The sequence below is a fragment of the Vibrio inusitatus genome, from assembly GCA_024346935.1.
Lineage (GTDB): Bacteria > Pseudomonadota > Gammaproteobacteria > Enterobacterales > Vibrionaceae > Vibrio > Vibrio inusitatus.
Genome location: AP024878.1, coordinates 787433 through 813381 on the forward strand (window position 1 = coordinate 787433; position 25949 = coordinate 813381).

Genomic DNA, 25949 nt, shown 5'->3' on the forward strand with positions numbered 1-25949 from the left:
GTCAATAACATGAAAGTAAAACTACTTACTGCACTCTTAAGCCTATCTGCTATTGCACCAGTGCTTGCTGGGGAAAATGCAATTAATACCTCAGTAAATGACGAATATGTTGAGGCTGGTGATTATTTACAGATATTAATTCCAGCAACAGGTTTGTTCGCCACTTGGCTACATGATGATCCAGAAGGCGCAAAACAATTAGCGCTTTCTGTAGGTGCAACACAAGTTATAGTTCACGGCACAAAAAACTTGGTAGGACGTATGCGTCCAAACAGTAGCAGTCCAAATTCTTTCCCATCAGGACACACGGCAGCCGCTTTTTCTGGTGCTGCGTTTTTACAAAGTCGATACGGCGCTGCTTGGGGTGTGCCAGCCTATGCTGCTGCATCATTTGTTGGGCTTAGCCGAATGCATGGTAACCGTCACTTTGCCGATGATGTGCTTGCCGCTGCGGGTATTTCATTCTTGGTTAACCAATACCTAATTTCTCCATATCAATCAAAAAATATGGCTTTCTCAGCGACTCCGACAAAAGATGGCGTGCAATTGGGCGCAAGCTTTACCAATGACTTTTTTACCAAGCAGTCAAGAAAGGCCTATGAACAGCGTACATCTAAGCCTCAAAAACATCGTTTTGAATTAGATATTGGCTTCAATATGACAGATAGTTTTAAAAAAGCGGGGCTACCAGGAGACAAGTTGGTGGATGAAAATCAACCCTTTGCGTCAGCGAACTACAGCTATCAGTTAGATAAAGATTCATTCCTACAGTTCCACTTGTCACCAAACGAAACTCGCCGTTATGGTGAAATGGGCAGCGACACGAGCTATCTAGGAGAGCAATACAAAAGTGGCGATGACATCTATGTGGCATTTCGTCAGTGGTCAGTCGGTGGTTCTTACAACCAAATGTTCGAGCTAACAGATGACCTAACTGCAAGCCTTGGTGTTGGTGCATCAGGTTACTTACTTGAGGTTGAAATGGACAAAGAGAAGGGTGGCCAGCACATTGAATCATCTACATTACGTTTGTTGCCTAGCATTAATTCGAAGCTAGATTATGAAATCGTCGATGACCTTCATACTTTTGCTAATGTCGAATACCAGCACCTAAAACGTGACCATGTATTGTTAGCTGAAGCGGGTGTTAGCTACGACTTAAATAAAGAATGGGACATCAGTGTGAAGTACCAGCATCAAGATGCAAAATGGGCTAGTCAGCAAATCGACTACAAAACAAGATCGGTTGTATTTAGTATTGCGAACCGCTTCTAGAGGAAATACAGCTCTGGATCTATCAATCAACCGCTCTTATTAGTAAGAGCGGTTTTTCTTTATTCATTATGCAGAGTCACCTATTAAAAAAGTTAATGGTACCTAAATAGGTGTATTTATAGTTGCGGTATATCTTAGCGACCAAACCATCCATCGCGAGAAAGCCACTATGTTCAGGTTTTTTATAACAAGACCAAAACTGGCCATTGTTCTATCTATATTTATTTCAGTAGCAGGGCTTATATCTGCTTACTTATCTCCAATGGGGCGCTATCCCGATGTGGCGCGATTGACTATTGCAGTTGATACTTGGATGGACGGAGCCACCGCAGAAGTTGTCACTAAAACTATTGCGCCAGAGATTGAAAAGCAAGTCAATGGTGTTGCGGGTATGCAATACATGAAGTCGACCTCAGGCTCAGATGGTACCTATTCCCTTGAGGTGATCTTCGATAACTCAACCAATGCTGATAATGCGGTGACCTTAGTACAAAACAGGGTCAACTTGGCTCTACCTGAGTTGCCGGGGGACGTAATGCGAAATGGCGTCAAGGTGGAGAAACTGTCTAACGGTATGTTGATTGGCCTATCCATTCAAGATTCAAGTGGAGAAGCGACAGATACTCAAATCAGTGCCTTCGCTGGTGGTCAATTTAAAGAAGCTTTACAACGTATTCCAGGTATCTCCAAGGTTGATGTTTTGGGTGAAAAGAAATACGCAATGCGTATTTGGCTCAACCCAAATAAGATGCGTCAATTATCGGTGGATGTGACTGCAATTCAGAATGCGATAGCCACCCAAAATAAGATCAGCCCAGCAGGCTCACTAGTAGGGGATTTACTTGAATATCCACTGACTGTAGATGGCGGCTTAACCAACAAGCAGCAGTTTGAAAATATCGTAATTAGAGGTGATGCACTGCATCGAAAAGTATTTCTTAAAGACGTTGCTAAGGTAGAACTAGGAGCGGAGGTCTACACCGCCAATGCCTATGCAGGAGTTAGTGCCGGCTCTGTAGTCTTTATCTACAAAACCCCAGATGCGAACGCTGTAGAGGTCGGAAATGCTGTTGCAGAGCTGGTCACAAGTATCAAGTCTGAATATCAAATTGAGTATGTGTACGATGCTACTAACTTTGTACACGGGGCTATCGACAATGTGTTGGAAACCCTATTACTGGCGTTAGTTGTCGTTGGCATGGTCACTTTGATCTTTATGCAATCTTTACGACTCACCTTTATTACAGTGACAGCCATTCCCGTTTCATTGATTGGTACCTTTGCTTTTATGTATGCCCTTGGTATCGATATCAACATTATCTCAATGCTGGGTTTGGTGATGGCCATAGGCATTGTGGTAGATGCTGCCATCATAGTGATTGAGGCGACGGAGTATGAGCTCAATCACAATCCTGAATTGACAGTGCCAGAAGCGGTTGGCATTGCTCTTGATAAGGTGGTTGCTCCTATTATTGCCTCCGCCTTGGTTTTGTTATCTGTGTTTGCCCCTACCATATTTATGAGCGGTATGACGGGTATTATCTACAGTGAATTTGGCATCGTGTTGAGTGTATCAGTGCTAGTTTCTACCGTTGTTGCTCTGAGTTTGACGCCAGCACTATGTGCCTTATTTATGAAGCCACCTAAGAAAGGTTTTATTGCTCGCAACGTAGAGCGTGTGATTGGTTTTAAGATCAGTGCATTTACTGGTGTGACTTCGGGTTTTGTTCGCTTTCCATTGCTTTCGATTGTTTTGCTAGGGATTGGTGTCTGGTTTGCCATTGACCACGGAAAAGACCTGCCACAAGGAATGTTGCCAGCGGAGGATACTAGCGCGGTATTTGTTGTTGGGGGCTTTGAGCCAGGTACCGCATTGAGTGTCACCGATAACCATACGATTGAGGTCGTTGAGGCGCTACAGAAAATACCGGGAGTGCGTAACTCCATTGCTGCATCAGGGTTTAATCTACTTAATGGCAATGCTGATATGAGTAGCTTTCTGATCCTATTGAACTTGGAGAATATCGAACAGCGCGATTTGTCTGATGAGAAAATTACGGCAGAAGCCAATACCATATTACAGGCAATGGACATTGAGGGGTTTGCGTTCAAGCCTCCTGTTATACCTGAGCTTGGTATGGTTGATGGCGTTAACTTTGTATTAATTGATCACTACGCTCGCTCTCCTATTGAATTGGGTCAAGACACACATGCCATTATTGAGCAGCTAAATGGCAAAGAATCGATTTCGCTGGCCATGACTCAGTTTGCGGTTAACAAGCCCTCGATAAAGCTCAATATTAATCGTAATAAAATGCTGGAATATGGCATTAGCTACGCTGAGCTTGTTGATGGCATGCAGGCCCATTTTGGTGGGCAATACGTGAATACATTCAATCTAGACGGTCGTAACTACAAAGTCATGATGCAAAATGCCCCTGAGTATCGACTGGATAAAAAGGCTTTGCAGAATGTGTATATTAACTATGCCAATGGTATGAGCCAACCGGCAGCCAAACTGTTCAGTGTCGAGCCTATTACGGTCCCTAACTTTTTGAATCGTTTTAATGGCATGCAGTCTGTTTCTATTGATGTATTGCCAACAGGCTCTACCGGTGCGGCGATAGAGACACTGCAACAATTAGAACTGCCAGAAGGCTACTCCATTGAATTTACTGGTACTGCAAAAGAAGAGATTGAAGCGGGTAGCCAGGCCACAATCATTCTCGCTGTTGCATTGCTGATCACTTATTTAGTGTTAGTGGGGCAGTATGAAAGCTGGCTTATTCCTGCAGCAATTATGACTATGGTTCCCACTGCGGTTATTGGCATCATTGCCGGTGTCGAGCTTCTGGGAAGTGAGGTTACCATCTTTACCCAGTTGGCCGCTGTATTGCTGGTGGGGATGGCTGTGCGAAATGCCATCTTGATAGTGGAGTACGCGAAAGAGTTGCGTGAGATCCAAGGCCTGCCGGTTAAAAAGGCGGCCGTAGAGGCGCTAAGACTAAGAGCGCGAGCGGTATTTATGACCGCATTTTCGTTTGCGGTTGGACTCGTCCCCTTAATGTTATCCGATGCAATCGGTAGCGGTGCCCAGCAGGCTCTGGGTTGGGCTTCTTTTGGCGGGATTGTGACGGCCACCTTCCTCGGTTGCATCGCGGCTTGCGTTCTATTTGTTATTTTTCAATCTATTCGGGAGCGTTTCCGCTCCCCAAAACTCAACGTGCAAATTGCACAGTAATTAATCTAACTTAATAAAAGGGTAAAAAATGAAAGGCCTATCTCGATACGTGACATCACTGCTTTATACCAGTGCATTCTCATGGTTCTTGATTATTGCCTCTGTTGCATTGCGCGTATAGAGTCAAACGAATATCAAAGTAGCGTCATACAGGAAGAGGACGCTTATATCCTATAAAATTGCCGATTAGTTTCCTATCCTCACTCTACAGGTTGACCTAGCTAGTTTTTCTCGTTAGTTATTAATGCTTTTATACGGTTTTGAAAAAACTTTTGAACATCATTAAGTGGTCGATTTTTTTGCCAGATTAAATCGTATTGTACAGTGATGTTTGTTTGTAAAAACTCAGGAGATAATACCTTGAGGTTGCTATCAATTTCTTCTTCCACCGAAAACACCATAGCCCAACCTACACCCGCTTTTACCAACTGAACTAAATTGGTGTGACCATTTACATAGCATAAAGAGGGTGACATAACAGTTGTTGTATATAGAGGGCCCTTATCATCAATATCGATGCTTAGTACCTGCGTATACGACATCAAATCATCATTACTCACCGATTTTTTGTTCGCAAGAGGGTGGTGCTTTCCACAAACAATATACACATGACAGTGACCTATAGCTTGAAACTCATAAAACTGGCTATTTCCCTCTAGGCTTGGTGTAAAAGCTAAATCAACTTTATGTTCTCTCACAGCACTAAAAATAGCACTAGCGCTTTGCTGGCTAACCTTGATCTTCATATGTGGCCATCGTTGTTGCGCTTGCTTTATTAAAGGCGCAAATACTTGAAAATTAATATCTTCATGAACGGCGAAGCAAAAACGTGCTGGTATCCCTTCGGTTAAGTGAGCCGCATTACGCGTAAAACGTTCCATACTGTCAACTACAACTTTTGCACCATCATAAAGGTTTAAGCCAGCTTCTGTCAGTTGTGGGTATTTTCCTTCTCTATTGAAGAGTTGCACGCCTAACTCATCTTCTAAGCGAGCCACGTTTCCGCTGATGGTAGCAAGGTGCTTGCCAAGCAATCTCCCTGCCGCAGTAAACGAGCCGGTGTCTGCCGCTGCTATGAAACATTTCAATAGGTCAGGCTTAATCATTATTGCTTCCTCGCTTAATCAACCCTATCTATTTTCAATAGGTAACCTATTAACCACTATTTAAATAATGATAGATAATACTTCTGAATTCAATAAATATGGACCTTATTGATAAGCAGGTGTGTTATGACAGTAGGCGCTTTAAGCATGTTGAACATGACCTAGGAAAGGACAAAAAACTTAATACTTAGATAACTCAACTAATTAGACTTAGAGATTAACGTTGTGAAAAATACTCTACAAGCAATCGCTATTGCAGAATCAATGGCTACAACTATTGGTGCAAATGCAGCATCAATTGAGGCAGTCCCAGAGCTTAATACAGAACAATCTTTTTATTCACCAGAAGTGTTTGTTCAGCAAGATAATATTCCAGTGGTTGAACCACTGGGTATCTGAGTGGTGTTTATCCAAATGATATAAATACAATAACTGCTCTTACTCTGGATTGAGGTAATGGCTAATAGACCAAGGACGGTTGTTGATTTTGATAACCTTGAGGTGTTCTACATGTTTTTTATTTTTCGACTGCGCAAAGCTGCACAGCTAATCACCCCCCGATACTACAGATATATCCGATTCTCCATTCGAGTAAACAATTTAACTCACCAACCATGGATGAAGCTCTAATGAAAAGATTGATTGCTGTTGCTGTAGCGACAGTACTGCTAGTAGGCTGTGGCGGTAAATCCAATTCAAAACCCAATCAATGTAAAGCTGGTACAGCTTGGAACCCAAAACAAGGAAAGTGTGTTACCGCGCCAGATAGTGGTGGTAAACCATTGACTCCGTTGATTCCATCAAAGCCAACCCCTCCGACAAAGCCAACCCCTCCAGTTGAGCCAGCGGAGCATTGTAGTACCAAGAATAAATATCATGACTGGCATAAAGATACGTCATCTGTCGAAAAATATTATTCGACTATGACGGTTAATAACTGTAACAACGTTGTTCACTCAGCAGTTTCGATTCCAAAAGAAGGTATAGATCCTAATGAATCCAATGGATATGAGTTGCAATATTTCAGCGACGTAACCGAATACTCAGAGGAAGGGCATCCGAGAATTTTCGATGGTCATGCGGTATTTAGTACCCATCGCCAAGCGATCTATAACGATGGTGCAGAAACATGGCCAATGAGCATGTTTGTCGTTGTTGAACACGCTCCTGTTCCAGAGTCAGCAAGAATACTAGGTGCGACAGAATGCAGCTATCGAGCTAGTTTGCAATTCACAGCTTTGGTAATCCAAGGCAAATTCGAGCGTTTTCGAAATAAGAAACGTGGCGGTACAGGCAGACTAGAATGTAAAGACCGTAGTGGGAGTTTGGTTGTAGATATTTCAGGCATGCTGGTATTTACCGAACAAGGTGAGTTCGATGTCAATCACCCATCATATGACGAACAAACTGCACAGTTGTGGAGTGACTATGGTTTTCACGCATTTCATGAAAAGTTTGAGGAAGCGAATCGTTTTGCAGCGCCAGTGAAAGAGGAATGATGAAGCAACAAAGTGAAACCAATATGAATCAGTTTAACAATGAAAAATGTACTCTTAGTTCTACGTTTAAACCAACAGTTTTTATCACAGTACACTTTGCTTAGGGGCTGCAAAATAGAGGCGGAATTTCCGCCTCTATTCTTTGAAAAGAAGTCAATCTTACAGACTAGATACGAAATGATAAATCGTATTGTGGTGACTTTTGACTCACATCCTCAATATACAGCTAACCTTGGCATTTCGGATGATTGGGGCTTTTTTACCAAGTATTGTGTTTCTATCACCACCCCCGAGTAGGTATCATACTCCTCTCCCTCACTCCCTATTTACTTTCTCATGTCGAGATTTCCCAGTATACAAATACAGCGGGTACAGCGGGATTTGTAGTGAACGCCTCTACTGGCCTAATGGGGTTGGACACTGAATTGAGAGGCTACATTTGTCAATTCAATGAGGTGAAAAGAGCTTTTAAACAAGCATCAGCCTTCTTCGCCAAAGTAATAAAGTAAAGTTTAATTTCGTTAAAACTGAATCCTTTCAATTTCCTGTTGTTAGGCCTGTTGTGTAATTCAAAAATAGACTAAGTGGCCTGGAGTAGGATATTTCTCAAACAAAACACTGAGTTTCAGGTATACCTAATCTCGTTAGTTTGAGTAGATTAGGCAGCACTTCTACATCTGTCACGCCTGAAAGGGTCAGTTCGGCTACGACGATCTCATGGGTATTGGTATCGACTGCAAGATGGAACTTACGCCAAAATAGACGCCTGCCATCGGTTCCATGCTTTTTTATCTTCCATTCACCCTCTCCGCATACCTTGAGCTCTGAAGCATCAATGGCTAGGTGTTAGTGCCTCTAGTAGAGGCTTTGAAGCAAACCTCCACATCCTTAGCTCGGCACCTTCGCCTTATTCTGAAGTAAGCAAGAAAGCCACCAAGGATAAAAGCGGTTAGGAGTTATATTGATATAATAATTTGTTAATGGGCAACCACACCTTCCACTCTGTAAAGTCAGGTGCTTTTTTATTTACCGGGCTAGGAATACGAGAGATGCCTAACAGTGGGGAACGAGATGGTACAAATATAGATAATGTCCCATCAGCGAAAAGATGTGCTTCAAATTTTTCCAGAACTACTCTATTTGTTTTAGAGCCACTTGTACTTAACGCAGGCAAAGATTGAATACCAATATAGCGATGAAAGGTTTTTATAAAACCATGCCTTCCATCGAAGCGATACCCCGAATCCAAAAGAAATTTGTCTGCTTTAAGTTTGTTAGAAAATCTAGTTTTAAATATCTTTCTCATAAGTTAACTACCTAAAAATAGGTATTATGGATGACGAAAGACAAACTGAAAAATGAGGAAGTATAGAAGAATTTAATGGATAGAAGTGTGATTACTAATCTGATCTAAAAAGCCAATCCCCTCAGTGGTATTGGCTTTAAATCGATAGCTTTAAAAGTAATAACTTGCTTGTAACCAGGCAACGGTGTCTTCCTTATACACCAAGGTCTTTTTCGAAGATTCTCCAGTATATTCAACCTTCGCACCAATTGAGGCATTATCAAGAATCATATAACCGCCACCGACTTCTATTTGAGGTATCCACTCTTTACTTTGCTCGTGGTAGGTAGCTTTAGGATTTGCATAAATCCAGTGCCCTGCGTCAAATCCATACATACCGTAGAGGCCAAGCTGACCAAGTGCAGATTCAGATTTGGCTTTTCCATCTGCTGCGTCGGAAGTGGTGTAACCTATAGAAGCCATTGGAAATAGCATAATGTTGTCGGTGGCTTGGAACTTATAGATAGCACCAGCAAGCGCAGTCGTGTTGTCTTTATCTCCCAGAACATCGACTGAGTAGCCTAATCCATCAGTAACATGAAAATATCGACCACGATAATTCATATCGCCGGATTTGTTATCAACTCCGAGGTCTAATTGGAATATATTGCTACCTAGACCAATCATACCATTAAGCTGTGTGCTGTTTTCACTGGCACTCACACCAAGTGAGCTAAAGCTTGCTGTAGGATCGCCATAGTTAACGGTTTCCGCATCTTTTTCATTAGCCATAGCGCCGCCACATGCGCTCGCAATAGCTAAACCAATTAATAACTTTTTCATTTTAATCTCTCCGAATTATGATTTGTTTTCGGAGATAGTTTTGCATTTCACGAAAAATAGATTAAATTGATAAGTATCGTTTTTTATAATAGGTGAAAAGATGATAAACCTCGATTACTTGCTCGCATTTGTTACAGCTGCCGACAAAGGATCTTTCTCAGCTGCAGGAAGGCATATAGGAAAAAGTCAAAGCACAATCAGTGTCAGTGTTAGCAACCTAGAGTTAGATCTTGGTGTTTCTTTATTTGATCGTACGGGCAAGTATCCCGTTTTAACTCAAGAGGGAGAGCATCTATACGAACAGGCCAAGGTGTTAATGCGACAAGCCGACCGAATCGAGAACTATACTTCGGGAGTTAGGGATCAAGTTGAAAACTCTTTGGTCATTGGATTGGATCCTTTAGTTCCATTTTCTCTGATTGAGACACCTTTAGAAAAAATCTCCCAGAAATTCCCCTTTACTCAGATCCAAATTAAAAAGGAGAAGAGCGATGGGTTATTCACGCAACTAAACGATGATAAGGTCGACTTTGTGCTTCACCTTACCGAAGATGCGATTCCCGACTATTATGAGTTTGCTTGTATCCATCAACTCGAATGGACATGTGTATGCAGTCCGGACAGCGAGTTTGCTGATTTGGAGATAGTTAATAATGACTTGTTGACGACAGAAAGGCAGATTATTTGCACCAGTCTTTATGAACATAAAGTTCTAGGGTCGGTAGGCACACTGTCACAATCCGTATGGTTGGCGCACGATCAGGATGACATGATTCGAATGGTAGAACAGGGCATTGGGTGGGCAGTATTACCAACTATCATGTTACAAGAGCGAGTAGCTCTGGGCACCCTGGTTGAATTTACCCCAGAGTACGTGAAGTCAAACCAATCCTATGGTGTGGATCTGGTTTGGAAAACCAATGACAGTCTTGGCCCGGTGGCACATTATCTTCGAGAGCTACTGTTTACCGGCTAACCTAAGCCTATTACTGCACATAGACTTAGCTCCCATGTCGTCTGGTACCGTGACAACCACCACTCCTTGTCCCCGATGTTTTTATCGGGGACTTCTAAATGTTCCCCATAAAAGCGCTAGGGAATGCCTACAGCGATATAGGCGACAGACACAGCGCGTATATTACTGCCCCACGTCGTCCCCAAGGTTTTTATCTGAGACCTTTTGATTTGTCACTCCTTAAATGAGTAGTCAAAAGTAAACTCATTCACCTCTCTTATAGAATAAAAATCAATAGATTACCTTGTTATATATAGGGCTTTTAGTTGTTCTTTAAATAGCCTACACAATGCCAATCTATCGACTTTGTCAATACTATCTATTTTCACCTATTGATTATATTTGCGTAAATTACACCTCAAGCCAAACAGGACTGGCAACGAATCAAATGGAGGTAACTAAATTTTACGAGGTAATCAAATATGAAAAAATTAATTCTAGCGTCAACTCTTGCACTAATGTCCGCGTCTTCTTTTGCAGCAGACGATCACTCAGGCTTCCGCGTCGGTGGTGGTTTTGGTACTGATATTGGTAAGTATCAATTGCGTGACAATGTTGGTGGCGAGAAACAAGAAGCAGATCCTTCAGTAGTGCTAGAAGCTGGTTATGACTTTAACAGCATCTTTGCCATTAATGTTAAGGGTTCAGCAACAGGCCTTAAGTCTTACGAAAACAAAAAAGACAAAGGTGCTGGGCTAGGTACTGCTTATGACTTAGCGGTAGAAGCAGAGGCAGGTTATACGTTTGTCACTCCTGGTGATGCTTCAATCAAACCTTATATCGCATTGGGCGCAGTAGGTTTTGATAAAGACACCAGTGCTCTAATGCTAGGTGAAGATAAAGGCTCTGTACGTGCTCGTGGTGCGGCTGGTGTGCGTATGACATTGGATAACGGTGTTTACTTTGACGGTCGTATCCAAGCTACAGACGTAACGGCTAAAGGCGATAAGTTTAATGGTAAAGACGACCTACTTACTCAAGGTATGGTTACCGTTGGTTATAAGTTCTAATTCAATTCTTGCGTTGATATGAACACTTTAATTTAGGCGATTACCTCGCCTAACCAGGGCCCCCGAAAGGGGGCTTTTTTGTATAACAAGCGAATTAGCTAATAGAAGCTAGTTTATTGGTTGGTGAGAATAAATGAATGAAGAATAGACTATTTGCATCAATACTCTTGTTGATTTCCAGTTCTTCTATAGCGGGGATGGATCACTCAGGTTTGCGCGTTGGTGCAGGCTTAGCTTCAGACATGGGAATGTTCAAACTAGAGGATAAAGTTACAGGTTTTGATTCCGACCCTTCGGTCATTGTTGATGTTGGCTATGATTTTAATGACATCTTTGCCATTAATGTCAACGGCGCAGCAACGGGCTTCAAGTGGAATCGTGGTAAACAGACACCTCAGTATATAGATACCGCCTACGAGGTAGCTGTGGCTGGCGAGGTAGGCTATACCAAGGTAACCGAGCGTGGGTTTACCATTAAGCCGTATGTTGCTCTAGGAGGTGTTTATTATAATAAGCAGGCGAACCTTCTTTTTACTGGTAATGATGGCGGGAGTGACGTGCGTGCCCGTGGCACAATTGGACTGAGGGTTTCGATAGATAATAAGCTCTATCTGGATGGACGGATTCAGGCCACCAACGTTGCCTATGATGGTAAGCTTTCAGGTAAAGAAGATCTGTTAACTCAGGGTTTAGTCACCATAGGCTATAAATTCTAAGACTAGTAATTTAGAGCGATGAAATGGTATTTAAAATCACCCCAATAGTTGAATATCAATTATTGGGTTTTTTTATTGCCCAAACAAAATGAACCCCCCATCAACCATTGAAGATATTAGTATGCAATGTTGATTAACTTCACAAAAACAATCCCATCTATCGATTTTGTTAATGTTAACTATTTTCATCTATTTGCTATGCTCGCGTAAATTACACCTCAAGCCAAACAGGACTGGCAACGAATCAAATGGAGGTAACTAAATTTTACGAGGTAATCAAACATGAAAAAATTAATTCTAGCGTCAACTCTTGCTCTAATGTCCGCGTCTTCTTTTGCAGCAGACGATCACTCAGGCTTCCGCGTCGGTGGTGGTTTTGGTACTGATATTGGTAAGTATCAATTGCGTGACGATGCTCTTGGCGGGAAAATAGAAGCAGACCCTTCAGTAGTCTTAGAAGCCGGTTATGACTTTAACGGCATCTTTGCCATTAATGTTAAGGGTTCAGCAACAGGCCTTAAGTCTTACGAAAACAAAAAAGACAAAGGTGCTGGGCTAGGTACTGCTTATGACTTAGCGGTAGAAGCAGAGGCAGGTTATACGTTTGTCACTCCTGGTGATGCTTCAATCAAACCTTATATCGCATTGGGCGCAGTAGGTTTTGATAAAGACACCAGTGCTTCAATGCTAGATGGAGATAAAGGCTCTGTACGTGCTCGTGGTGCGGCTGGTGTGCGTATGACATTGGATAACGGTGTTTACTTTGACGGTCGTATCCAAGCTACAGACGTAACGGCTAAAGGCGATAAGTTTAATGGTAAAGACGATCTACTTACTCAAGGTATGGTTACCGTTGGTTATAAGTTCTAATTCAACTCTTGCGTTGATTTGAGCATTTTAATTTAGGCGATTACCTCGCCTAACCAGGGCCCCCGAAAGGGGGCTTTTTTGTGGGTGGCGTTTCTTACCGAAATGAATGTATACATTGAGAAGGAACGATAGCTTCAACTTTTCTAGACAGACTCACCTTGATTACCCTCGTTCTAAAACTTCAGGCTATCGTATGACTTGCCAACAAGGCCAAGATATCTGATAAAGGTCTTTCTATTTTTAAACTGACTCTGAGCACTCTTACAGGTAACACGCAGAATAAATATCAACGGTAATTGGTGAGGGGGACAAACCTCTTTTTTAAAGGCAGCGTGGCGAAAATGTTCGAAGATAGATACTCGATTAAGAAGACTCTAGCTGAGGAATGAAAGCTTTACATTATCTTGGCTGTCGGCTGATTGTTGCTATAAATAATAGATTATAAACCTATTAGGGGCATAAGGGACGCGGAGATAGGGGCAACCTTTAAGTATGCTAGTAAAGGGGTATTTGTACAGCGATATAGAGGTGTGTCTATGCCTAAGGCTGAGGCCATTTAATATAGGTAGTACAAGGCAGATTGAAGAGCGATGCTATAAAGCTATCCAAAACAGAAGAGTAAAACGGATACTAATAAACATTAGCTAGAAGCTTACAGAATGCTTACATGAGGGTTGTCTAAGCGTTGAATTGGAATTGAACGGGCAGTGAACGGCTATTTCATTATTGGTTGGGATAGTCATATTGGTGTCAACTTATTCTAGAACGAGACAATCCGGAGCAAACGAAATGGCGATGACGTTGGAGCAGTTGACAGCTTTTGTCGAAACGGTTGAAAAAGGAAGCTTTAAGCAAGCGAGTATTCGTTTGGGAAAGCACACCTCAACGGTAAGTGGGTTGATCGCAAATCTCGAGTCTGAATTGGGTATGGATTTATTCGTGCGTAAACCGCGCTCACTTGAGATCACACAGCAAGGAGTCGAAATTTACCGTTATGCTCAATCAGTTATCAGGGAATGTGATTTACTTGATGTAAAAGCCAATAGCTTGCTCGACGGGTTACCATCCTCATTCACCATAGCCATAGATAATGACCTAATGGATAGTGAGGTCAGCAAAATAGTTGCTCGATTGATCGATAAGTTCCCAACGTTGAATCTTAAAGTTATAGCCGTTGATCCTATGCAAGTGAGGAGTCACGTTCTGAGTGAGCAGGCTGATATAGGCTTTGGTATTTCACTCTTTCGTGGTCACCACGAACTGACTATTGCAGATGGGTATTCGTTTGACGTTGCTTTCGTTTCTTCTCCTAATCTGCACTTCGAAAATAAGGTGATACCCTTAGTAGAACTGCGCGGTAAACTGCAAATTTCGGCTTTGTTTATGAGGCAGATTGCACGTGAAGATACACATAATTTAAGTTCGAGAATGATCTATAGCAATAGCCTTGAGGGAACGATGGAACTGTTAAAACAGATTGCTTCGTGGGCAATGCTTCCAAAATTTCTCTGCCAAGATGCAATAGAAAACGGTGAGCTTGAGCATTTTTATGTCAATCCTACAGAATCTATCCGTTCTAACCGGTGGTCAACAGAAATTAGTTGGCTTTCTGCAAAACCAACAAATTCTGCGATGGACTTTATTATTGATGAGTTGGCAAAATTGCCAGATCGATAAGTGGTCTTGGATTTATATCTAATAATAGATCCGTTGTTTTTCTCATGAAATTATCAGATGATCATGGAAACAAATAGTCTATAAATATAAATAACTGGATATTATATATTACACAGTAATGAAATGTAATCCATTAAACTGCTAATTACAATGTTAGAAAGTATATTGTAGTGATAGCATTGGGCCACTAAAGTCAACACCCACATTAGCATTTAGCAGTGAATCACCATATTCTGCACCGATCTCATAATGATTATATGATGCATTCAAAATCAATGAATCTGTTATTTGGTAATACGCACCAATATTAAAGTCCATTAAGTGACCATCAAAAAGACGAGTAGATAACATGAATGCTTCTAGGTGAGATGTAAGCCCTAGATTTTGAGTAAGTTGATAGCTTCCTCGTATACCTACGTTTGGCATTGGAGCAAGAGTGCCTTTCTTCCCTTTAGTGTTAAAACTCAGCCAATCTTCATCGCCTTCATTGATATTGGCGCTGATGCCACCTCGTCCCGATATTTGCATTAGGTGCAGACCCAACATTGCGTCTAGATTAAAGTTATCTGTAGATACGATGCGATGAGCATAGCCGATGCGAGCGATATCTATATCTAGATTTAGGTCTAACGTAGCGTTCGCCTTAAACTCACTACCTAGAATGTTAATCGGATCACTGGATATAGTTGAGCGGGCGTGACGATGTAATGAGCGCCAGTCTGCATAGACACTATTGCCACTATCGAAGTTGTATTCAATCTTCACATAAGGCGAAAGGTTTTTTTCTGCTAAATCTAGGTGACTTTCGGCATCGAGTTTCATTTTGGCACCAAGGATTGGAACACCCAGCGATGCAGTACTGTTCGCAGAATTGTACACGCCACCGAGGGTAACTGAAAGGTCGCCAGCATGGACGCTGCTTGTGAGTATGCTTGCTGTGATTAACCATAGCTGGAGATTTTTCATCTTTGCTTACTACCGTTTAATTTGCGAGTGTGCGCTTTAGCCTTTGGCTATATGCGAGTTTGTAAGTAAATGTTACAGCCTGTAAATCGATAGTTGGAATTAGTAAGTATCGTTATTTACGATAAGTTGAAAGCAGATACAAGAAGAAGAGAAGATCGAGTGGCTTTAGTATCAATAGAGAGTTGCTGAAAGGTGAAATGAAGCGCTAAGTTAAGCGCCTCGTTTTAGGTGAGAGTTAATTTACGGTACATATCGGTTGAAATGGAGTGGTGCTGATTGGAAATAGGCGGTCATAAATAAGGTTAAATATAGCCGAGTAAAACAAAGCATAAATGACGAAACCAATATCAGCGATAAAAGCTTCAATGAAGGTCAAACTTAAGCTCAATGCAAGTACTGGAACTGTGACCAAAATTAAGCCAAGTTCAAATAAAACTGCATGCATAATTCTTTGCTTTGAGGTTTTTTTACAGTGCCCTTGTTTATTATTAAGGTGTCGATCAAATAAGAAGTTAAATAACATATTCCATGCCATTGCAAGTAGTGACATCGCCATAGCAAGAATGCCTATATGATGGCTAGCACCTTGAATAAATATCATGCCAATTGGTATTAAAGTCACAATTAACCCAACTTCAAAAAAAATAGTGTGACGAATTCTGTCCATGAAAGATCGATTGGTTTTTAAATTTTTAATACTCATAATGTATCTCTCATCTAATCGTTAATAACTTTAAATTGGTCTAGAAAAACTTATCGTAAAGCGAATTTGTAAAATAGGTGTAAGCAAATACAAGAATGCTAAACCATAAGTCAGCGGACATGACCTGCCAGAATGAAGAGTCGAACATAGAAAACAATATAGGCGCTGAAATAACAAAGAGTCCTACTTGGAACAATAGTGCATATACCAAACGACACTTAACTGATTTTTCTAAACTACGTCGCCATTTCCATAGATAGGTATCGAAACCAAAGTTATAGGCTGCATTCCAAAAGATGGCGGCAGTAATGAGTAGCAGTATTTTGCCATTGACTAGGTTGATGTCTGCGAAATCGTCAATGAACACAGGTGCCACTAGCAGCAAGATCCCACCTTCCAAAGTAAGAGCTCGCAGCAGTCTGCTTTTTAGTGGACGTATTGGTTGAGTGTAGGTTTGTTGGTTCATGACTTTCTCCTCATTGATGGCGCTATTATCTAGTGCCTGAAGAAATAGGTACAATGATTAAGTATCGGTATTTTAGATAGATCGGGGCGATCTTACAAAGGAAGCACGGTTTCCTACTATTCAGTATCGCCTTGAAAATCTTATCTATCGAAATTATCGATGATATATATTTTCATCTATTAGACGTATTTGCGTAAATTTTGCCTCAAGCCAAACGGATTGGCAGGGAACTACATGGAGGTATTTGTAGTTTTATGAGGTAATCAAACATGAAAAAAATACTTTTAGCGTCAACGCTTGTTCTACTATCAGCACCTTCTTTCGCTGCGAACGACAGTTCGGGTTTCCGTGTTGGTGGTGGTTTTGGTACAGACTTTGGTAATCATCAGCTTAGGGAATCTAGACGTGGCCCTTCTGTTGAAGCCGATCCAACTGTCGTCCTTGAGGCCGGTTATGACTTTAACGATATCTTTGCTATCAATGTCAAAGGGTCTGCTACTGGCAATAAAATTTATGGAAACTCGAGAAGAAACAGAGGCAAATCATACAATCTAGGCACTACTTATGATCTGGCCGTAGAGGCTGAAGCGGGTTACACATTTAAGCTTGACCGTTCTACTTCAATCAAGCCATACCTAGCAGTCGGTGCGGTGGGTTATGATAAAGATACGACCGAATTTTTTCAATTTGAAGATGGCGAAGACAAGAACGCAATTAAGGCGCGCGGTGCACTGGGTGTTCGTATGACGCTAGGCAATGGTGTTTATGTTGATGGTCGAGTTCAAGCAACGGACTTTTCACCGAGAAGTGGCGACTTTAACGCAAAAGATGACCTGTTAACTCAAGGTCTTTTAACTGTAGGCTACAAGTTTTAATTCAATCATTGAGTCGTTACAAACATTCATTGTTAGGCGATTCTCTTGATTAACCAGTGCCCCCGAAAGGGGGCTTTGTTGTTTTCGCAGTAAATATATATGTTCGACTCGACGAAGAATGTCAGTGCGGAAAAATCTGTTAAGAGCTAAATAATTATGAGCAAGGCATTCCTTATATACCCACCTATCTAGATTTTGCATGGGACCTATTTTCATCTTTTTGCATTGCTTACGTAAATTACAGCGCTAGCCAACGGGACTGGCGCTTATTCAGATGGAGGCATTTAAACTATTTACTAGGCAATTCAATGAAAAAATTAATCTTAGCGTCCACTCTAGCAATTGTGTCCGCATCCTCTTTTGCTTCGGGCGATGACCAATCTGGTTTTCGTATCGGTGGTGGTTTTGGTACCGATGTGGGTAAATACCAACTGAGTGAAGGCAACGTGTATTCTGATCCAGTATTCATTTTAGAAGCCGGTTATGATTTCAATGAAATCTTTGCCTTAAATGTGAAGGGCAATATGACCAGCTATACAGATTATGGTGATAACCCAAAAAATTACCGTCCAACCTGGGATCTTACTGTCGAGGGTGAGGCTGGCTATACCTTTACCATGGACAACGGTGTATCAATTAAGCCTTATGCGGCTTTAGGTGCTGTGGCTTTTGACTCCACAACAAGTTCGGATTTGCTTGAGAGTGGCACGAATGCAGTGCGAACACGCGGAGCGCTAGGTGCACGCATGACGCTGGATAGTGGTTTGTACTTTGACGGACGCATTCAAGCAACAGACATATCGGTCAAGGGCGTTAAATTTGAAGGTAAAGATGATCTTCTGACACAAGCTATGCTTACAGTAGGTTATAAATTTTAGAAATAGTGGGCTAATCGGTAAAACTGAGCCCTCATGAGACAGGCCTCCTTTGCGGAGGCTTTTTTTATGTCTGGGAATCAGAATTCCTAACACGCTATGAACTGCTTAGTGGTGGGAGTGCACTCAACATAGTGACCTATCGGTATAGAGGATAGATGTTAATTTAAAGGATTGTAAGTACAAGGGTAAATTACCTACCTAAATCAAACAGGATTGTTCGTGAGAAAACGGAGTTCATATAGATTCACGAGGTACGTATCATGAAAAAATGTATTCTAGCTTCAGCTTTAATTCTTGCATCTTCTACTGTGTTTTCCGCCAACTATCTTGGTTTGCGTATTGGTGGTGGTTTGGGTACCGGAAACTATTTGCTACAGGATACAGGATACAGGATACAGGATACAGGAACTCCCAAAACCAATATCAGTACAGATCCCTCCGTTGTTCTAGAAGTTGGGTACGATTTCAATGATATATTTGCCTTCAATGTTAAAGGAGCGGGTGCCAATTTAAAATCTAATCAAACTCAGGATAAGGGTACTATCTATGAGTTGGCTCTTGAAGCTGAGGTTGGCTACACCTTTTTGTTTGATGACGATACCTTAATTAAGCCCTACGTTGCCGCGGGTGTTGTCACATTTGATAAACAGACGAGTAAGATGCTAGGCGAGAACAGCTACGCCGAAACTGCTCGCGGTGCGATAGGGGTTCGAACGATATTGGATAGCGGTATCTATTTCGATGGACGTATTCAATCCACAGACTTTACCGAAAAAGGGAAAAGTTTATCTAGCAAACTAGACCTGTTGACTGAAGGTCGTATTACGGTCGGGTATCGCTTCTAAGGTGATATCATCTAATTAAAAAGTGAGAGTTGAGTATAAAATCTATAACTCAATAAACTGTTCTACAAACCAACTCCCTGCAGGCCCCAGTGATGGAGACCAGGCTATTTCTATTGGCCATCTTGTTTGGTTGTCATCAAAATCCATTCTTAATTCAACTATAGCATTGCTTTCTAAAAGTGGTTTAGAGAGCTGCTCTGGTAAAAGACAAAATCCAGCCCCTTGTAGCAATAACGATCGTAACTGATAGAATCGCGAACAGTGAATCAGATTGGTGCTAAAGCGTAATGATTCCACGAGATCAGCATCAGCAAACCCTCCAACCTGAGGGATGAGTTGCACGTGTGTAAGAAGATCATGTCTTGAAAGCTCTGCTCTTTTTTGTGCCAAAGGATGTGAAGGAATAACAACGAATCGCCAATTAATTTGCTCGATAAATTGTGACTCGTAGCCAACACGATGATGAAGTTTTGCTGGTGCGATGATGATGTCTGCACCATTAGGATCATTGGGTGCTAAGTCGTGTATATCTTCCACATCCATCATATTAATTTTTAGCTCGGGATATTGTGTCGATAATTCTCCGATAGCTTTTTCGTGATTGGGGGATAAGGTAAACCCATAGGTGGCTATATTTAACTTTTCTTCTATACCAGCTTGATATGCTTTCGCTCGTTTTTCCATCGCTTGCAGCCGTGGAGCAACTTCTAGCGCTTGTATATAAAGCGCCTTTCCTACATCTGTTAACTTGGGGGCTTTACCTGCTGTACGTTGAAATACAGAGATGCCTAAGTCAATCTCCATGTTTTGTATTACTTGCGTTACGGCTGAGGCTGTGACATTTAAACGGCGAGCTGCGGCAGAAAAAGAGCCATGTTCTACTATCGCGACTAGATATGTCAGCCTTTCAGGTGTAATCAGCATTGAATTCCTTACTTAACCAATCCTTTGTGTATAAGGTTATTTTAGTACCCAGCCATATGAATACAATGGGAACCTGCTGAGGCACCTCTTTTGCTTCTATGTTTATTTAATCAACTAGTTTGATAACAAGCTTTGGTTCTATAAATAATCCAAAGTTGAAGTTGACTCTAGATAGAGGGCGTAATGCTATTTATGACAAAGTGGGTGGTTAGATTTACGATATAGATTCGACATAAGAGGAAGAGTGCCTTCTTTTTGTTGAGAAGTGCATTTCTGATTGTTTAATGATGGGCGATAGAATAAGAAAAAAGATGGCTATAAGGCCACCTTTCGGATTTGTTTGTTACTGATTCCACGATTTGTATTTCGTGAGTCGGCAATGTTTCATTATTTATTCTTTGGATGAATACCTAGCATCGTAGTTTCGGGCTTGTTCAAGTCAAACATAGAGAAGTCATAGGTTTCAGCTTCCCATGTGTCGTAGCGGTCTAACGTCCACTCACTAGCATTTCGATCTGTATGTACTGTCCACAAAGTAGGAAATACGTTCGGGTTTTCTAGAGAATGATCTAGCTGTTCATATCCCGCGAATGTGCTGTGTGCTGCAGCTTTCATCGCATTTTTTGCCGCAGTGTTGTCAGTTACGTTGCGAGCGTACATATCAGATAGAATCTCTTTTGCACGTAGGCGACGGTCAATCGGGTGAATAGATCCGTCTGATTTCTTGCCATTTGCCGTAAATTCTAAGTGCACCGAAAATTCTGGGTTATTAGTCAGCGCATTCGCTTCGTTGCCACGGTATACCTTTAATTCACCTTTGACGAATTCGACGATAGCAACATCACCGGTTTTATCTGCAAATTGATAGTGTACTGGTGCTTGAGAACAGTGCCCATTGCTATTCGGAAGGTTACAGATTTCAGCATCAACAATATCTACCTTTGAACCTTCAATGGCATCTAATACTTCGGCCACAGTAGCAAAGTTGTCCGAAGCCCAGTTAGGAACCTCAAGAGCTGAGACGTCAGGGGTGTTTGCGGTCCCTTCAGGAAATGCAGTGTAATCACGACCTAAATATAGAATGCGAGCTTCTAAACCTGCTTCGTTCATCGCTTCTGCAACCACCCCATTGCCCAGTGCTGTGGTTGATTCAAGAAATGAGTCTATTTTTAATGTTGCGTATTTTGAAGTGCCCGTTTCAGGGTTTTGCGTTGCAGCATATACCACTTTAGCGCCTTTACCTGTACCGATAACAGCGGCCTCATCATGACCAAACCAATCCATTGATCGAGAAGTGAGGGAAGCATTGCCATTGTTGTAGACTGCGGTTGTGCAAGCTGAAGCTGTACCTACAATTGCTGTGGTTGCAGTCGTCGCTAATAGTAGTGCTAGGATAGATTTTCTCATTTTAATTACTCTTTGTTGCGTCAGGAAGTGAGTGAATATTACGCTGACACAGGGAATGAGAGTAATTAACAGCTGTAAGTTAGGCTTACAGGTTTAGGGCTGGCCTATAAACATAAAGATCACCAAACATTATGGTGGTCTTTATGTACTTAGCTAGAAATACCTTATGGCAGGCTCTCTAATTTAATAAAGAATTGAATAAAGCTGACGTCGGTATTGCTTAGCCGTTGAGTTATCTTGACCTAGTGCCGACAATATATCCATAAAGGTTTTTTTCATCTCTCCGTCTAGCGCGCCTAGGTCTTTGGATATGAAGGCCCACAGTAGCTCAAGGGCTTCATCGCTACGATTGACTTCATGATATTGCAGTGCCAGTTCATTAGCGATTTTGGTATTTTGTGCATCACTTGCCAACTGTGCTTCTAGAGCTTGGATTTCTGGGCTATTGGCCGCTTGTGCGTGCAGTTCTAGTTTGGCCATCAGACCCTTGTAATAGTTATCTTGATATTCCAAAGGAATTTGAGCAAGTACGGCTTCAGCGTCACTAAATTGTCCAGTAGCAAGTAGGCAATCGGCTTTGGCCAATTTCACTTCGCCTTTGTTTTGTAGTTCTTCTGGCAAAGAGGTGAATAGCACTAATGCTTCAGAGTATTTCTGCTCTGACATTAAGCTTAAGGCTTTTTGTAGGTTAAGTTCATCTTGGCTTGGAAGATGCTTTTGTAGCATAGCTTCAATGGCTTGAATTGGCTGTGGTCCACCCAATCCATCAATAGCTTGCCCTTGACTAAATAAAGCAATCGTCGGTAACGCCTGAATACCAAATTGCCCTGCAATTTGTTGTTCTTGCTCACAGTTGAGTAGGGCTAGGGTGAACGCCCCTGCGTATTGTTGAGCGAGCTGTTGGATCTGAGGAACAAGGTCAGCGCTTTCTTGACTCATCGGCGCCCAAAAGTAAACGACTACGGGAGTGTTCATTGAGCCTTCCAAAATTTGTTGGAAGTTTTGTTGGTTCATTTCGACGATGAATTCTGATTGCATGAATGTGTCCCTAGACGATTGATGAGTATGCATGACTTATAGATTGGGTTGCTTTAGGTAATCTCAAGGTATTTGTTGATGAAAAGCAAAAAACTCAGGCCATTCTCGCTAATCTCATCAATTAACGGAGTGAACCTGAGTTTCTGTAGGTTTGTTTAGTGTAAGGGTTAAAATAGCACTAAAACAAGAACCACAACCCCTACGCTTAACCAGTTGAGTTTGTTTAAAGACATGCTGTCCTCTTAAACTTAAACACGATTAATCGTAACAGCTTGTATTTTGCACACCTTTTATTACAAATTTATGGCGAAATGACGATTTCGTAAAAAAACTTGTAAAAAGTTAGTGTGCCAGAATTTGCGACAGTGCAGGCTGAATCCTTGAGTAGTTAAAAGTGAAGCCCATTTCAGTGAGTCTTTTGGGTTTGGCTTTGACACTATCAATTAATAAACAACTGGATTCTCCCAATGCCATTTGCATGGCGAATTTAGGCGTAAACAAAAAGTGAGGTCTGGAAAGGGTCTTGGCTAATGTTTGGCTAAATTCTTTGTTAGTGACGGGGTGCGGTGCCACCATATTGAAGACGCCAGCACAGATCTCCGTTTCGAGTATAAATTGGATCGCTCTCACCATATCTTGTATATGAATCCACGGCATGTATTGCTGACCAGAGCCTAATGGACCGCCAAGTCCAAGCTTATAGGGCAGCAGCATTTTTTCTAGTGCGCCACCATTATTCCCTAAGACGATTCCTGTTCGCAATAATGCGACTCTAGTTTGCTCACTACTGGCTTGATTGGCGATATCTTCCCATTCTTGACATACGTAGTGTGGAAACCCCTCGGGCTTATAAGGCGTGTCTTCGTCAACACGAATTTGATTTTGATCTCCATAAATACCGACAGCAGAGCCACTGATAAACACTTTAGGCGGATTTGAAGACCGTTTGATGAGGTCGACGATTTGTCGGGTGATATTCCAACGACTGTCACAGATACGTTTCTTTTGCGCGTCAGACCAACGCTTGTTCACTATCGGTTCTCCGGCCAAATTTATCACAGCATCGAAGTCAGATAAGTCTTGTAGGTGCTCAAGGGATTGCACAAAGTGCAAGCAATTTGGGTTTACGTGCTTGAGTTGCTCTGCTGCGTTGTTGCTATCGCGAGTCAAGATAGTCATTTGATGAGGGATGAGTTGCTTGACCAACGCGCGACCAATAAACCCAGTACCACCAGTGATCAATATGTGCATATCGGCTCCAAGTAGAGTCATTGTTAGACAGTATTATCCACTTTACGTGAAAATGCAGCGCTAAGCCTAAAGCACCTATAATTATAGACGTTACATTTCGAGCCTTACGTCACACCTAGGCTTGGGATAATTGACCATAGTTAATCTATAAGACTAACACACGATTCAGACTCTTTAATACGTAAGGAATAACAGAAGCAGATGAATGCCTTTCTACGATCTTTCATTGACAGTGCAAAAGATCTGACCCCTATCGTTTTGGTGGTGGCATTTTTTCAGCTAGTTATTTTGCAGCAACCCTTGCCTCATTTTTTTACCATTTTGTTTGGAATGTTACTTGTGGTACTCGGACTAACGTTATTTGTGCTGGGACTCAATATGGGGCTTTTCCCCATTGGAGAGTCTATGGCGCAGGCGTTTGCACGTAAGGGTAGCGTAGCTTGGTTGATATTCTTTTCTTTTTGTCTTGGTTTTGGCACAACCATTGCTGAACCAGCACTCACTGCAGTGGCAATGGAGGCCGCTGAGGTGGCAGCGAAAGAAGGGGTGATTGCGCTTGATCATGACAGCATGGAAGATTATACCTTTCACCTTAGGTTGACGGTTGCATTATCTGTTGGGTGTGCCTTGGTACTAGGGGTGTATCGAATTCTCAAGGGTTGGCCAATCCAAATATTGATCATCAGTGGTTACTTGCTGGTGGTTTCGCTGACCTTTTTTGCCCCGCAAAGCATCATCGGAATTGCTTATGATTCTGGTGGGGTGACCACCTCGACGATCACCGTTCCATTAGTCACGGCTTTGGGCGTAGGACTGGCTTCTTCTATCAAAGGTCGAAACCCAATGGTTGATGGTTTTGGACTCATCGCATTTGCCTCCTTAATGCCAATGATCTTTGTGATGTTGTATGGGATGTGGTTGTCATGATTACTCTAGCTCATACCATTGAAGTGTTTGCTTCTACTGTCATGGATGTCTTTCCTATTGGCGTTATCTTGTTTGGCTTTCAGGTGGCGGTTCTGCGCAGACCGATACGAAATTTACCCTCAGTGCTACTTGGCTTCGTATTAGTGATTGTAGGGTTAGCTCTGTTTTTGATTGGATTGGAGGCTGCGTTATTTCCATTGGGGGAAACCATGGCTATGCAGTTAACTATGCCTGAGTTCCTAAAAGAGATGCGGCTATCTGAGTCCGGTTTACTGCATTGGTTTGATTATTATTGGGTGTATCTGTTTGCATTTTGCATCGGCTTTAGTACCACCATAGCCGAACCATCCTTGATAGCGGTGGCTATTAAAGCCAATCAGGTATCAGGCGGCAGTATTAAGGTGAATGGCTTGCGATTAGCAGTCGCGTTAGGTGTTGCGTTTGGTATTACATTGGGGTGTTATCGCATTGTTGCCGGAGACCCTATTCATTACTACATCATAGTGGGTTACCTGATTGTTATCGTGCAAACCTACTTCTCCCCATCAATGATTATCCCCCTTGCCTATGACAGCGGAGGTGTTACCACATCAACCGTTACTGTGCCACTAGTGACGGCGCTAGGCTTAGGGCTTGCCTCGACGGTGCCAGGTCGAAGCCCTCTGATTGATGGCTTTGGTCTTATTGCCTTTGCCAGTCTCTTTCCAATTATTACTGTAATGGGTTATGCACAGATTACACGCTGGCTTAACCAGCGCCATCCTATTAAGGAGGATTCTAATGCGATTTAAATTGATACTAGCCTTTGTTGAGGACGTTCGAACAGATGCAGTCCTTGATGCTGCAAGAGCATCGGGCGCAACGGGCGCAACTGTGATCAGTAATGCTAGAGGTGAGGGGCTGAATCAAAAGCGTACTTTTTTAGGTTTGACGCTGGAGGTACAAAAGGACGTATTGTTGTTCGTGGTTGAAGAGCACTTGTCGCGCCGTATCTTAGAGAAGATCAGCGATATTGGTGAATTTGACCAAGAATCAGGACAGGGTATCGCAGTGCAAATAGATGTAGAGGATGCCGTTGGAGTCGCCCATCAGGTTGAGACTCTAACCAAGATAGTAGAGAGGGAACTATGAT

The 25949-nt window shown here is 42.1% G+C and carries 25 protein-coding genes and 1 pseudogene; 15 read left to right on the plus strand and 11 right to left on the minus strand.

Annotation, left to right across the window (positions count from 1 at the left end):
• Positions 1 to 9: 9 nt before the first annotated feature.
• Positions 10 to 1275 (plus strand): phosphatase PAP2 family protein, encoded by a 1266-nt coding sequence (locus tag OCU48_RS03715; protein ID WP_141343775.1) that lies wholly within the window; start codon positions 10 to 12, stop codon positions 1273 to 1275.
• Between the two features lie 169 nt (positions 1276 to 1444).
• Positions 1445 to 4516 (plus strand): efflux RND transporter permease subunit, encoded by a 3072-nt coding sequence (locus OCU48_RS03720; protein ID WP_141343776.1) that lies wholly within the window; start codon positions 1445 to 1447, stop codon positions 4514 to 4516.
• Positions 4517 to 4737: 221 nt separating this feature from the next.
• Here the strand turns inward: OCU48_RS03720 and OCU48_RS03725 are convergent, their stop codons facing one another.
• Entirely contained in the window at positions 4738 to 5622 is an 885-nt protein-coding gene (locus tag OCU48_RS03725; protein ID WP_141343777.1) for a LysR family transcriptional regulator, read from the minus strand.
• Positions 5623 to 5847: 225 nt separating this feature from the next.
• On the opposite strand from OCU48_RS03725, the gene OCU48_RS03730 reads away from it, so the two are divergent.
• Positions 5848 to 6021, plus strand: coding sequence for a hypothetical protein (locus OCU48_RS03730; protein ID WP_167496138.1), 174 nt, complete (start codon positions 5848 to 5850; stop codon positions 6019 to 6021).
• A 230-nt stretch (positions 6022 to 6251) separates the two neighbouring features.
• Positions 6252 to 7121: a hypothetical protein gene (locus OCU48_RS03735; protein WP_141343778.1), complete on the plus strand. Its 870-nt coding sequence runs from the start codon at positions 6252 to 6254 to the stop codon at positions 7119 to 7121.
• Between the two features lie 624 nt (positions 7122 to 7745).
• Here the strand turns inward: OCU48_RS03735 and OCU48_RS03740 are convergent.
• The 3 genes and pseudogenes from OCU48_RS03740 to OCU48_RS03750 form a co-directional block, all read right to left on the minus strand.
• Positions 7746 to 8017, minus strand: a pseudogene (locus OCU48_RS03740) (transposase); the annotation flags it as partial.
• A gap of 53 nt (positions 8018 to 8070) precedes the next feature.
• Positions 8071 to 8427, minus strand: a complete 357-nt coding sequence (locus OCU48_RS03745) for a hypothetical protein (RefSeq protein WP_141343779.1) — start codon at positions 8425 to 8427, stop codon at positions 8071 to 8073.
• A gap of 150 nt (positions 8428 to 8577) precedes the next feature.
• Positions 8578 to 9249 carry a hypothetical protein gene (locus OCU48_RS03750; RefSeq protein WP_141343780.1) on the minus strand — a complete coding sequence of 224 codons (672 nt, stop codon included), beginning with the start codon at positions 9247 to 9249 and terminating at the stop codon, positions 8578 to 8580.
• A 100-nt stretch (positions 9250 to 9349) separates the two neighbouring features.
• On the opposite strand from OCU48_RS03750, the gene OCU48_RS03755 reads away from it, so the two are divergent.
• The 5 genes from OCU48_RS03755 (at position 9350) to OCU48_RS03775 (ending at position 14537) form a co-directional block, all read left to right on the plus strand.
• Positions 9350 to 10225: a LysR family transcriptional regulator gene (locus OCU48_RS03755; RefSeq protein WP_141343781.1), complete on the plus strand. Its 876-nt coding sequence runs from the start codon at positions 9350 to 9352 to the stop codon at positions 10223 to 10225.
• A gap of 461 nt (positions 10226 to 10686) precedes the next feature.
• Entirely contained in the window at positions 10687 to 11274 is a 588-nt protein-coding gene (locus OCU48_RS03760) for a porin family protein (RefSeq protein ID WP_141270914.1), read from the plus strand.
• 137 nt (positions 11275 to 11411) lie between these two features.
• The gene (locus OCU48_RS03765) at positions 11412 to 11990 is read left to right on the plus strand and encodes an outer membrane beta-barrel protein (RefSeq protein WP_141343782.1); all 579 of its coding nucleotides are present in this window, start codon (positions 11412 to 11414) and stop codon (positions 11988 to 11990) included.
• A gap of 282 nt (positions 11991 to 12272) precedes the next feature.
• Entirely contained in the window at positions 12273 to 12860 is a 588-nt protein-coding gene (locus tag OCU48_RS03770) for a porin family protein (RefSeq protein WP_141343783.1), read from the plus strand.
• A 789-nt stretch (positions 12861 to 13649) separates the two neighbouring features.
• Positions 13650 to 14537, plus strand: coding sequence for a LysR family transcriptional regulator (locus tag OCU48_RS03775; RefSeq protein ID WP_141343784.1), 888 nt, complete (start codon positions 13650 to 13652; stop codon positions 14535 to 14537).
• 153 nt (positions 14538 to 14690) lie between these two features.
• Here the strand turns inward: OCU48_RS03775 and OCU48_RS03780 are convergent, their stop codons facing one another.
• The 3 genes from OCU48_RS03780 to OCU48_RS03790 all read right to left on the minus strand — a co-directional run bounded on the left by OCU48_RS03780 (position 14691) and on the right by OCU48_RS03790 (position 16672).
• Entirely contained in the window at positions 14691 to 15503 is an 813-nt protein-coding gene (locus tag OCU48_RS03780; protein WP_141343785.1) for a hypothetical protein, read from the minus strand.
• A gap of 235 nt (positions 15504 to 15738) precedes the next feature.
• On the minus strand, positions 15739 to 16206 hold the full coding sequence (locus OCU48_RS03785; protein ID WP_141343786.1) for a PACE efflux transporter: 468 nt from the start codon (positions 16204 to 16206) through the stop codon (positions 15739 to 15741).
• 40 nt (positions 16207 to 16246) lie between these two features.
• A complete protein-coding gene (locus OCU48_RS03790; protein ID WP_141343787.1) occupies positions 16247 to 16672 on the minus strand; it encodes a chlorhexidine efflux transporter in 426 nt (141 codons plus the stop codon).
• A 269-nt stretch (positions 16673 to 16941) separates the two neighbouring features.
• Between OCU48_RS03790 and OCU48_RS03795 the strand changes: the two genes are divergently transcribed.
• The 3 genes from OCU48_RS03795 to OCU48_RS03805 all read left to right on the plus strand — a co-directional run bounded on the left by OCU48_RS03795 (position 16942) and on the right by OCU48_RS03805 (position 19270).
• A complete protein-coding gene (locus OCU48_RS03795) occupies positions 16942 to 17547 on the plus strand; it encodes a porin family protein (protein WP_141343788.1) in 606 nt (201 codons plus the stop codon).
• Positions 17548 to 17855: 308 nt separating this feature from the next.
• Entirely contained in the window at positions 17856 to 18425 is a 570-nt protein-coding gene (locus OCU48_RS03800) for a porin family protein (RefSeq protein ID WP_141343789.1), read from the plus strand.
• A gap of 260 nt (positions 18426 to 18685) precedes the next feature.
• Complete coding sequence (locus tag OCU48_RS03805; RefSeq protein WP_141343790.1) at positions 18686 to 19270, plus strand: outer membrane beta-barrel protein; 585 nt, start codon at positions 18686 to 18688, stop codon at positions 19268 to 19270.
• A gap of 42 nt (positions 19271 to 19312) precedes the next feature.
• On the opposite strand, the gene OCU48_RS03810 is transcribed toward OCU48_RS03805, so the two are convergent.
• The 4 genes from OCU48_RS03810 to OCU48_RS03825 form a co-directional block, all read right to left on the minus strand.
• Positions 19313 to 20194 (minus strand): LysR family transcriptional regulator, encoded by an 882-nt coding sequence (locus OCU48_RS03810; RefSeq protein ID WP_141343791.1) that lies wholly within the window; start codon positions 20192 to 20194, stop codon positions 19313 to 19315.
• Positions 20195 to 20581: 387 nt separating this feature from the next.
• Entirely contained in the window at positions 20582 to 21601 is a 1020-nt protein-coding gene (locus OCU48_RS03815; RefSeq protein ID WP_141343792.1) for a linear amide C-N hydrolase, read from the minus strand.
• Positions 21602 to 21784: 183 nt separating this feature from the next.
• Positions 21785 to 22639 carry a co-chaperone YbbN gene (locus OCU48_RS03820; RefSeq protein ID WP_141343793.1) on the minus strand — a complete coding sequence of 285 codons (855 nt, stop codon included), beginning with the start codon at positions 22637 to 22639 and terminating at the stop codon, positions 21785 to 21787.
• 342 nt (positions 22640 to 22981) lie between these two features.
• Entirely contained in the window at positions 22982 to 23890 is a 909-nt protein-coding gene (locus OCU48_RS03825; RefSeq protein WP_141343794.1) for a TIGR01777 family oxidoreductase, read from the minus strand.
• A gap of 201 nt (positions 23891 to 24091) precedes the next feature.
• On the opposite strand from OCU48_RS03825, the gene OCU48_RS03830 reads away from it, so the two are divergent.
• From OCU48_RS03830 to OCU48_RS03840, 3 genes are read left to right on the plus strand one after another with little or no spacing between them, the layout of a single operon-like run.
• Positions 24092 to 24817 (plus strand): DUF1538 domain-containing protein, encoded by a 726-nt coding sequence (locus OCU48_RS03830; protein ID WP_141343795.1) that lies wholly within the window; start codon positions 24092 to 24094, stop codon positions 24815 to 24817.
• Entirely contained in the window at positions 24814 to 25608 is a 795-nt protein-coding gene (locus OCU48_RS03835) for a DUF1538 domain-containing protein (protein WP_141343796.1), read from the plus strand. The genes OCU48_RS03830 and OCU48_RS03835 overlap by 4 nt, the downstream gene beginning before the upstream one ends.
• A complete protein-coding gene (locus OCU48_RS03840) occupies positions 25598 to 25948 on the plus strand; it encodes a P-II family nitrogen regulator (RefSeq protein ID WP_141343797.1) in 351 nt (116 codons plus the stop codon). The genes OCU48_RS03835 and OCU48_RS03840 overlap by 11 nt, the downstream gene beginning before the upstream one ends.
• Position 25949 lies beyond the last annotated feature (1 nt).

Excerpts from the sequence above, each read along its gene's own strand:
- OCU48_RS03815 (WP_141343792.1), bottom strand. The coding sequence starts at position 21,601 with ATGAGAAAATCTATCCTAGCACTACTATTAGCGACGACTGCAACCACA.
- OCU48_RS03840 (WP_141343797.1), top strand. The coding sequence starts at position 25,598 with ATGCGATTTAAATTGATACTAGCCTTTGTTGAGGACGTTCGAACAGAT.
- OCU48_RS03750 (WP_141343780.1), bottom strand. The coding sequence starts at position 9,249 with ATGAAAAAGTTATTAATTGGTTTAGCTATTGCGAGCGCATGTGGCGGC.
- OCU48_RS03795 (WP_141343788.1), top strand. The coding sequence starts at position 16,942 with ATGAAAAAAATACTTTTAGCGTCAACGCTTGTTCTACTATCAGCACCT.
- OCU48_RS03825 (WP_141343794.1), bottom strand. The coding sequence starts at position 23,890 with ATGCACATATTGATCACTGGTGGTACTGGGTTTATTGGTCGCGCGTTG.
- OCU48_RS03810 (WP_141343791.1), bottom strand. The coding sequence starts at position 20,194 with ATGCTGATTACACCTGAAAGGCTGACATATCTAGTCGCGATAGTAGAA.
- OCU48_RS03820 (WP_141343793.1), bottom strand. The coding sequence starts at position 22,639 with ATGCAATCAGAATTCATCGTCGAAATGAACCAACAAAACTTCCAACAA.
- OCU48_RS03760 (WP_141270914.1), top strand. The coding sequence starts at position 10,687 with ATGAAAAAATTAATTCTAGCGTCAACTCTTGCACTAATGTCCGCGTCT.
- OCU48_RS03830 (WP_141343795.1), top strand. The coding sequence starts at position 24,092 with ATGAATGCCTTTCTACGATCTTTCATTGACAGTGCAAAAGATCTGACC.
- OCU48_RS03725 (WP_141343777.1), bottom strand. The coding sequence starts at position 5,622 with ATGATTAAGCCTGACCTATTGAAATGTTTCATAGCAGCGGCAGACACC.
- OCU48_RS03835 (WP_141343796.1), top strand. The coding sequence starts at position 24,814 with ATGATTACTCTAGCTCATACCATTGAAGTGTTTGCTTCTACTGTCATG.
- OCU48_RS03805 (WP_141343790.1), top strand. The coding sequence starts at position 18,686 with ATGAAAAAATGTATTCTAGCTTCAGCTTTAATTCTTGCATCTTCTACT.
- OCU48_RS03800 (WP_141343789.1), top strand. The coding sequence starts at position 17,856 with ATGAAAAAATTAATCTTAGCGTCCACTCTAGCAATTGTGTCCGCATCC.
- OCU48_RS03720 (WP_141343776.1), top strand. The coding sequence starts at position 1,445 with ATGTTCAGGTTTTTTATAACAAGACCAAAACTGGCCATTGTTCTATCT.
- OCU48_RS03770 (WP_141343783.1), top strand. The coding sequence starts at position 12,273 with ATGAAAAAATTAATTCTAGCGTCAACTCTTGCTCTAATGTCCGCGTCT.
- OCU48_RS03790 (WP_141343787.1), bottom strand. The coding sequence starts at position 16,672 with ATGAACCAACAAACCTACACTCAACCAATACGTCCACTAAAAAGCAGA.
- OCU48_RS03775 (WP_141343784.1), top strand. The coding sequence starts at position 13,650 with ATGGCGATGACGTTGGAGCAGTTGACAGCTTTTGTCGAAACGGTTGAA.
- OCU48_RS03715 (WP_141343775.1), top strand. The coding sequence starts at position 10 with ATGAAAGTAAAACTACTTACTGCACTCTTAAGCCTATCTGCTATTGCA.
- OCU48_RS03735 (WP_141343778.1), top strand. The coding sequence starts at position 6,252 with ATGAAAAGATTGATTGCTGTTGCTGTAGCGACAGTACTGCTAGTAGGC.
- OCU48_RS03755 (WP_141343781.1), top strand. The coding sequence starts at position 9,350 with ATGATAAACCTCGATTACTTGCTCGCATTTGTTACAGCTGCCGACAAA.
- OCU48_RS03780 (WP_141343785.1), bottom strand. The coding sequence starts at position 15,503 with ATGAAAAATCTCCAGCTATGGTTAATCACAGCAAGCATACTCACAAGC.
- OCU48_RS03765 (WP_141343782.1), top strand. The coding sequence starts at position 11,412 with ATGAAGAATAGACTATTTGCATCAATACTCTTGTTGATTTCCAGTTCT.
- OCU48_RS03745 (WP_141343779.1), bottom strand. The coding sequence starts at position 8,427 with ATGAGAAAGATATTTAAAACTAGATTTTCTAACAAACTTAAAGCAGAC.
- OCU48_RS03785 (WP_141343786.1), bottom strand. The coding sequence starts at position 16,206 with ATGAGTATTAAAAATTTAAAAACCAATCGATCTTTCATGGACAGAATT.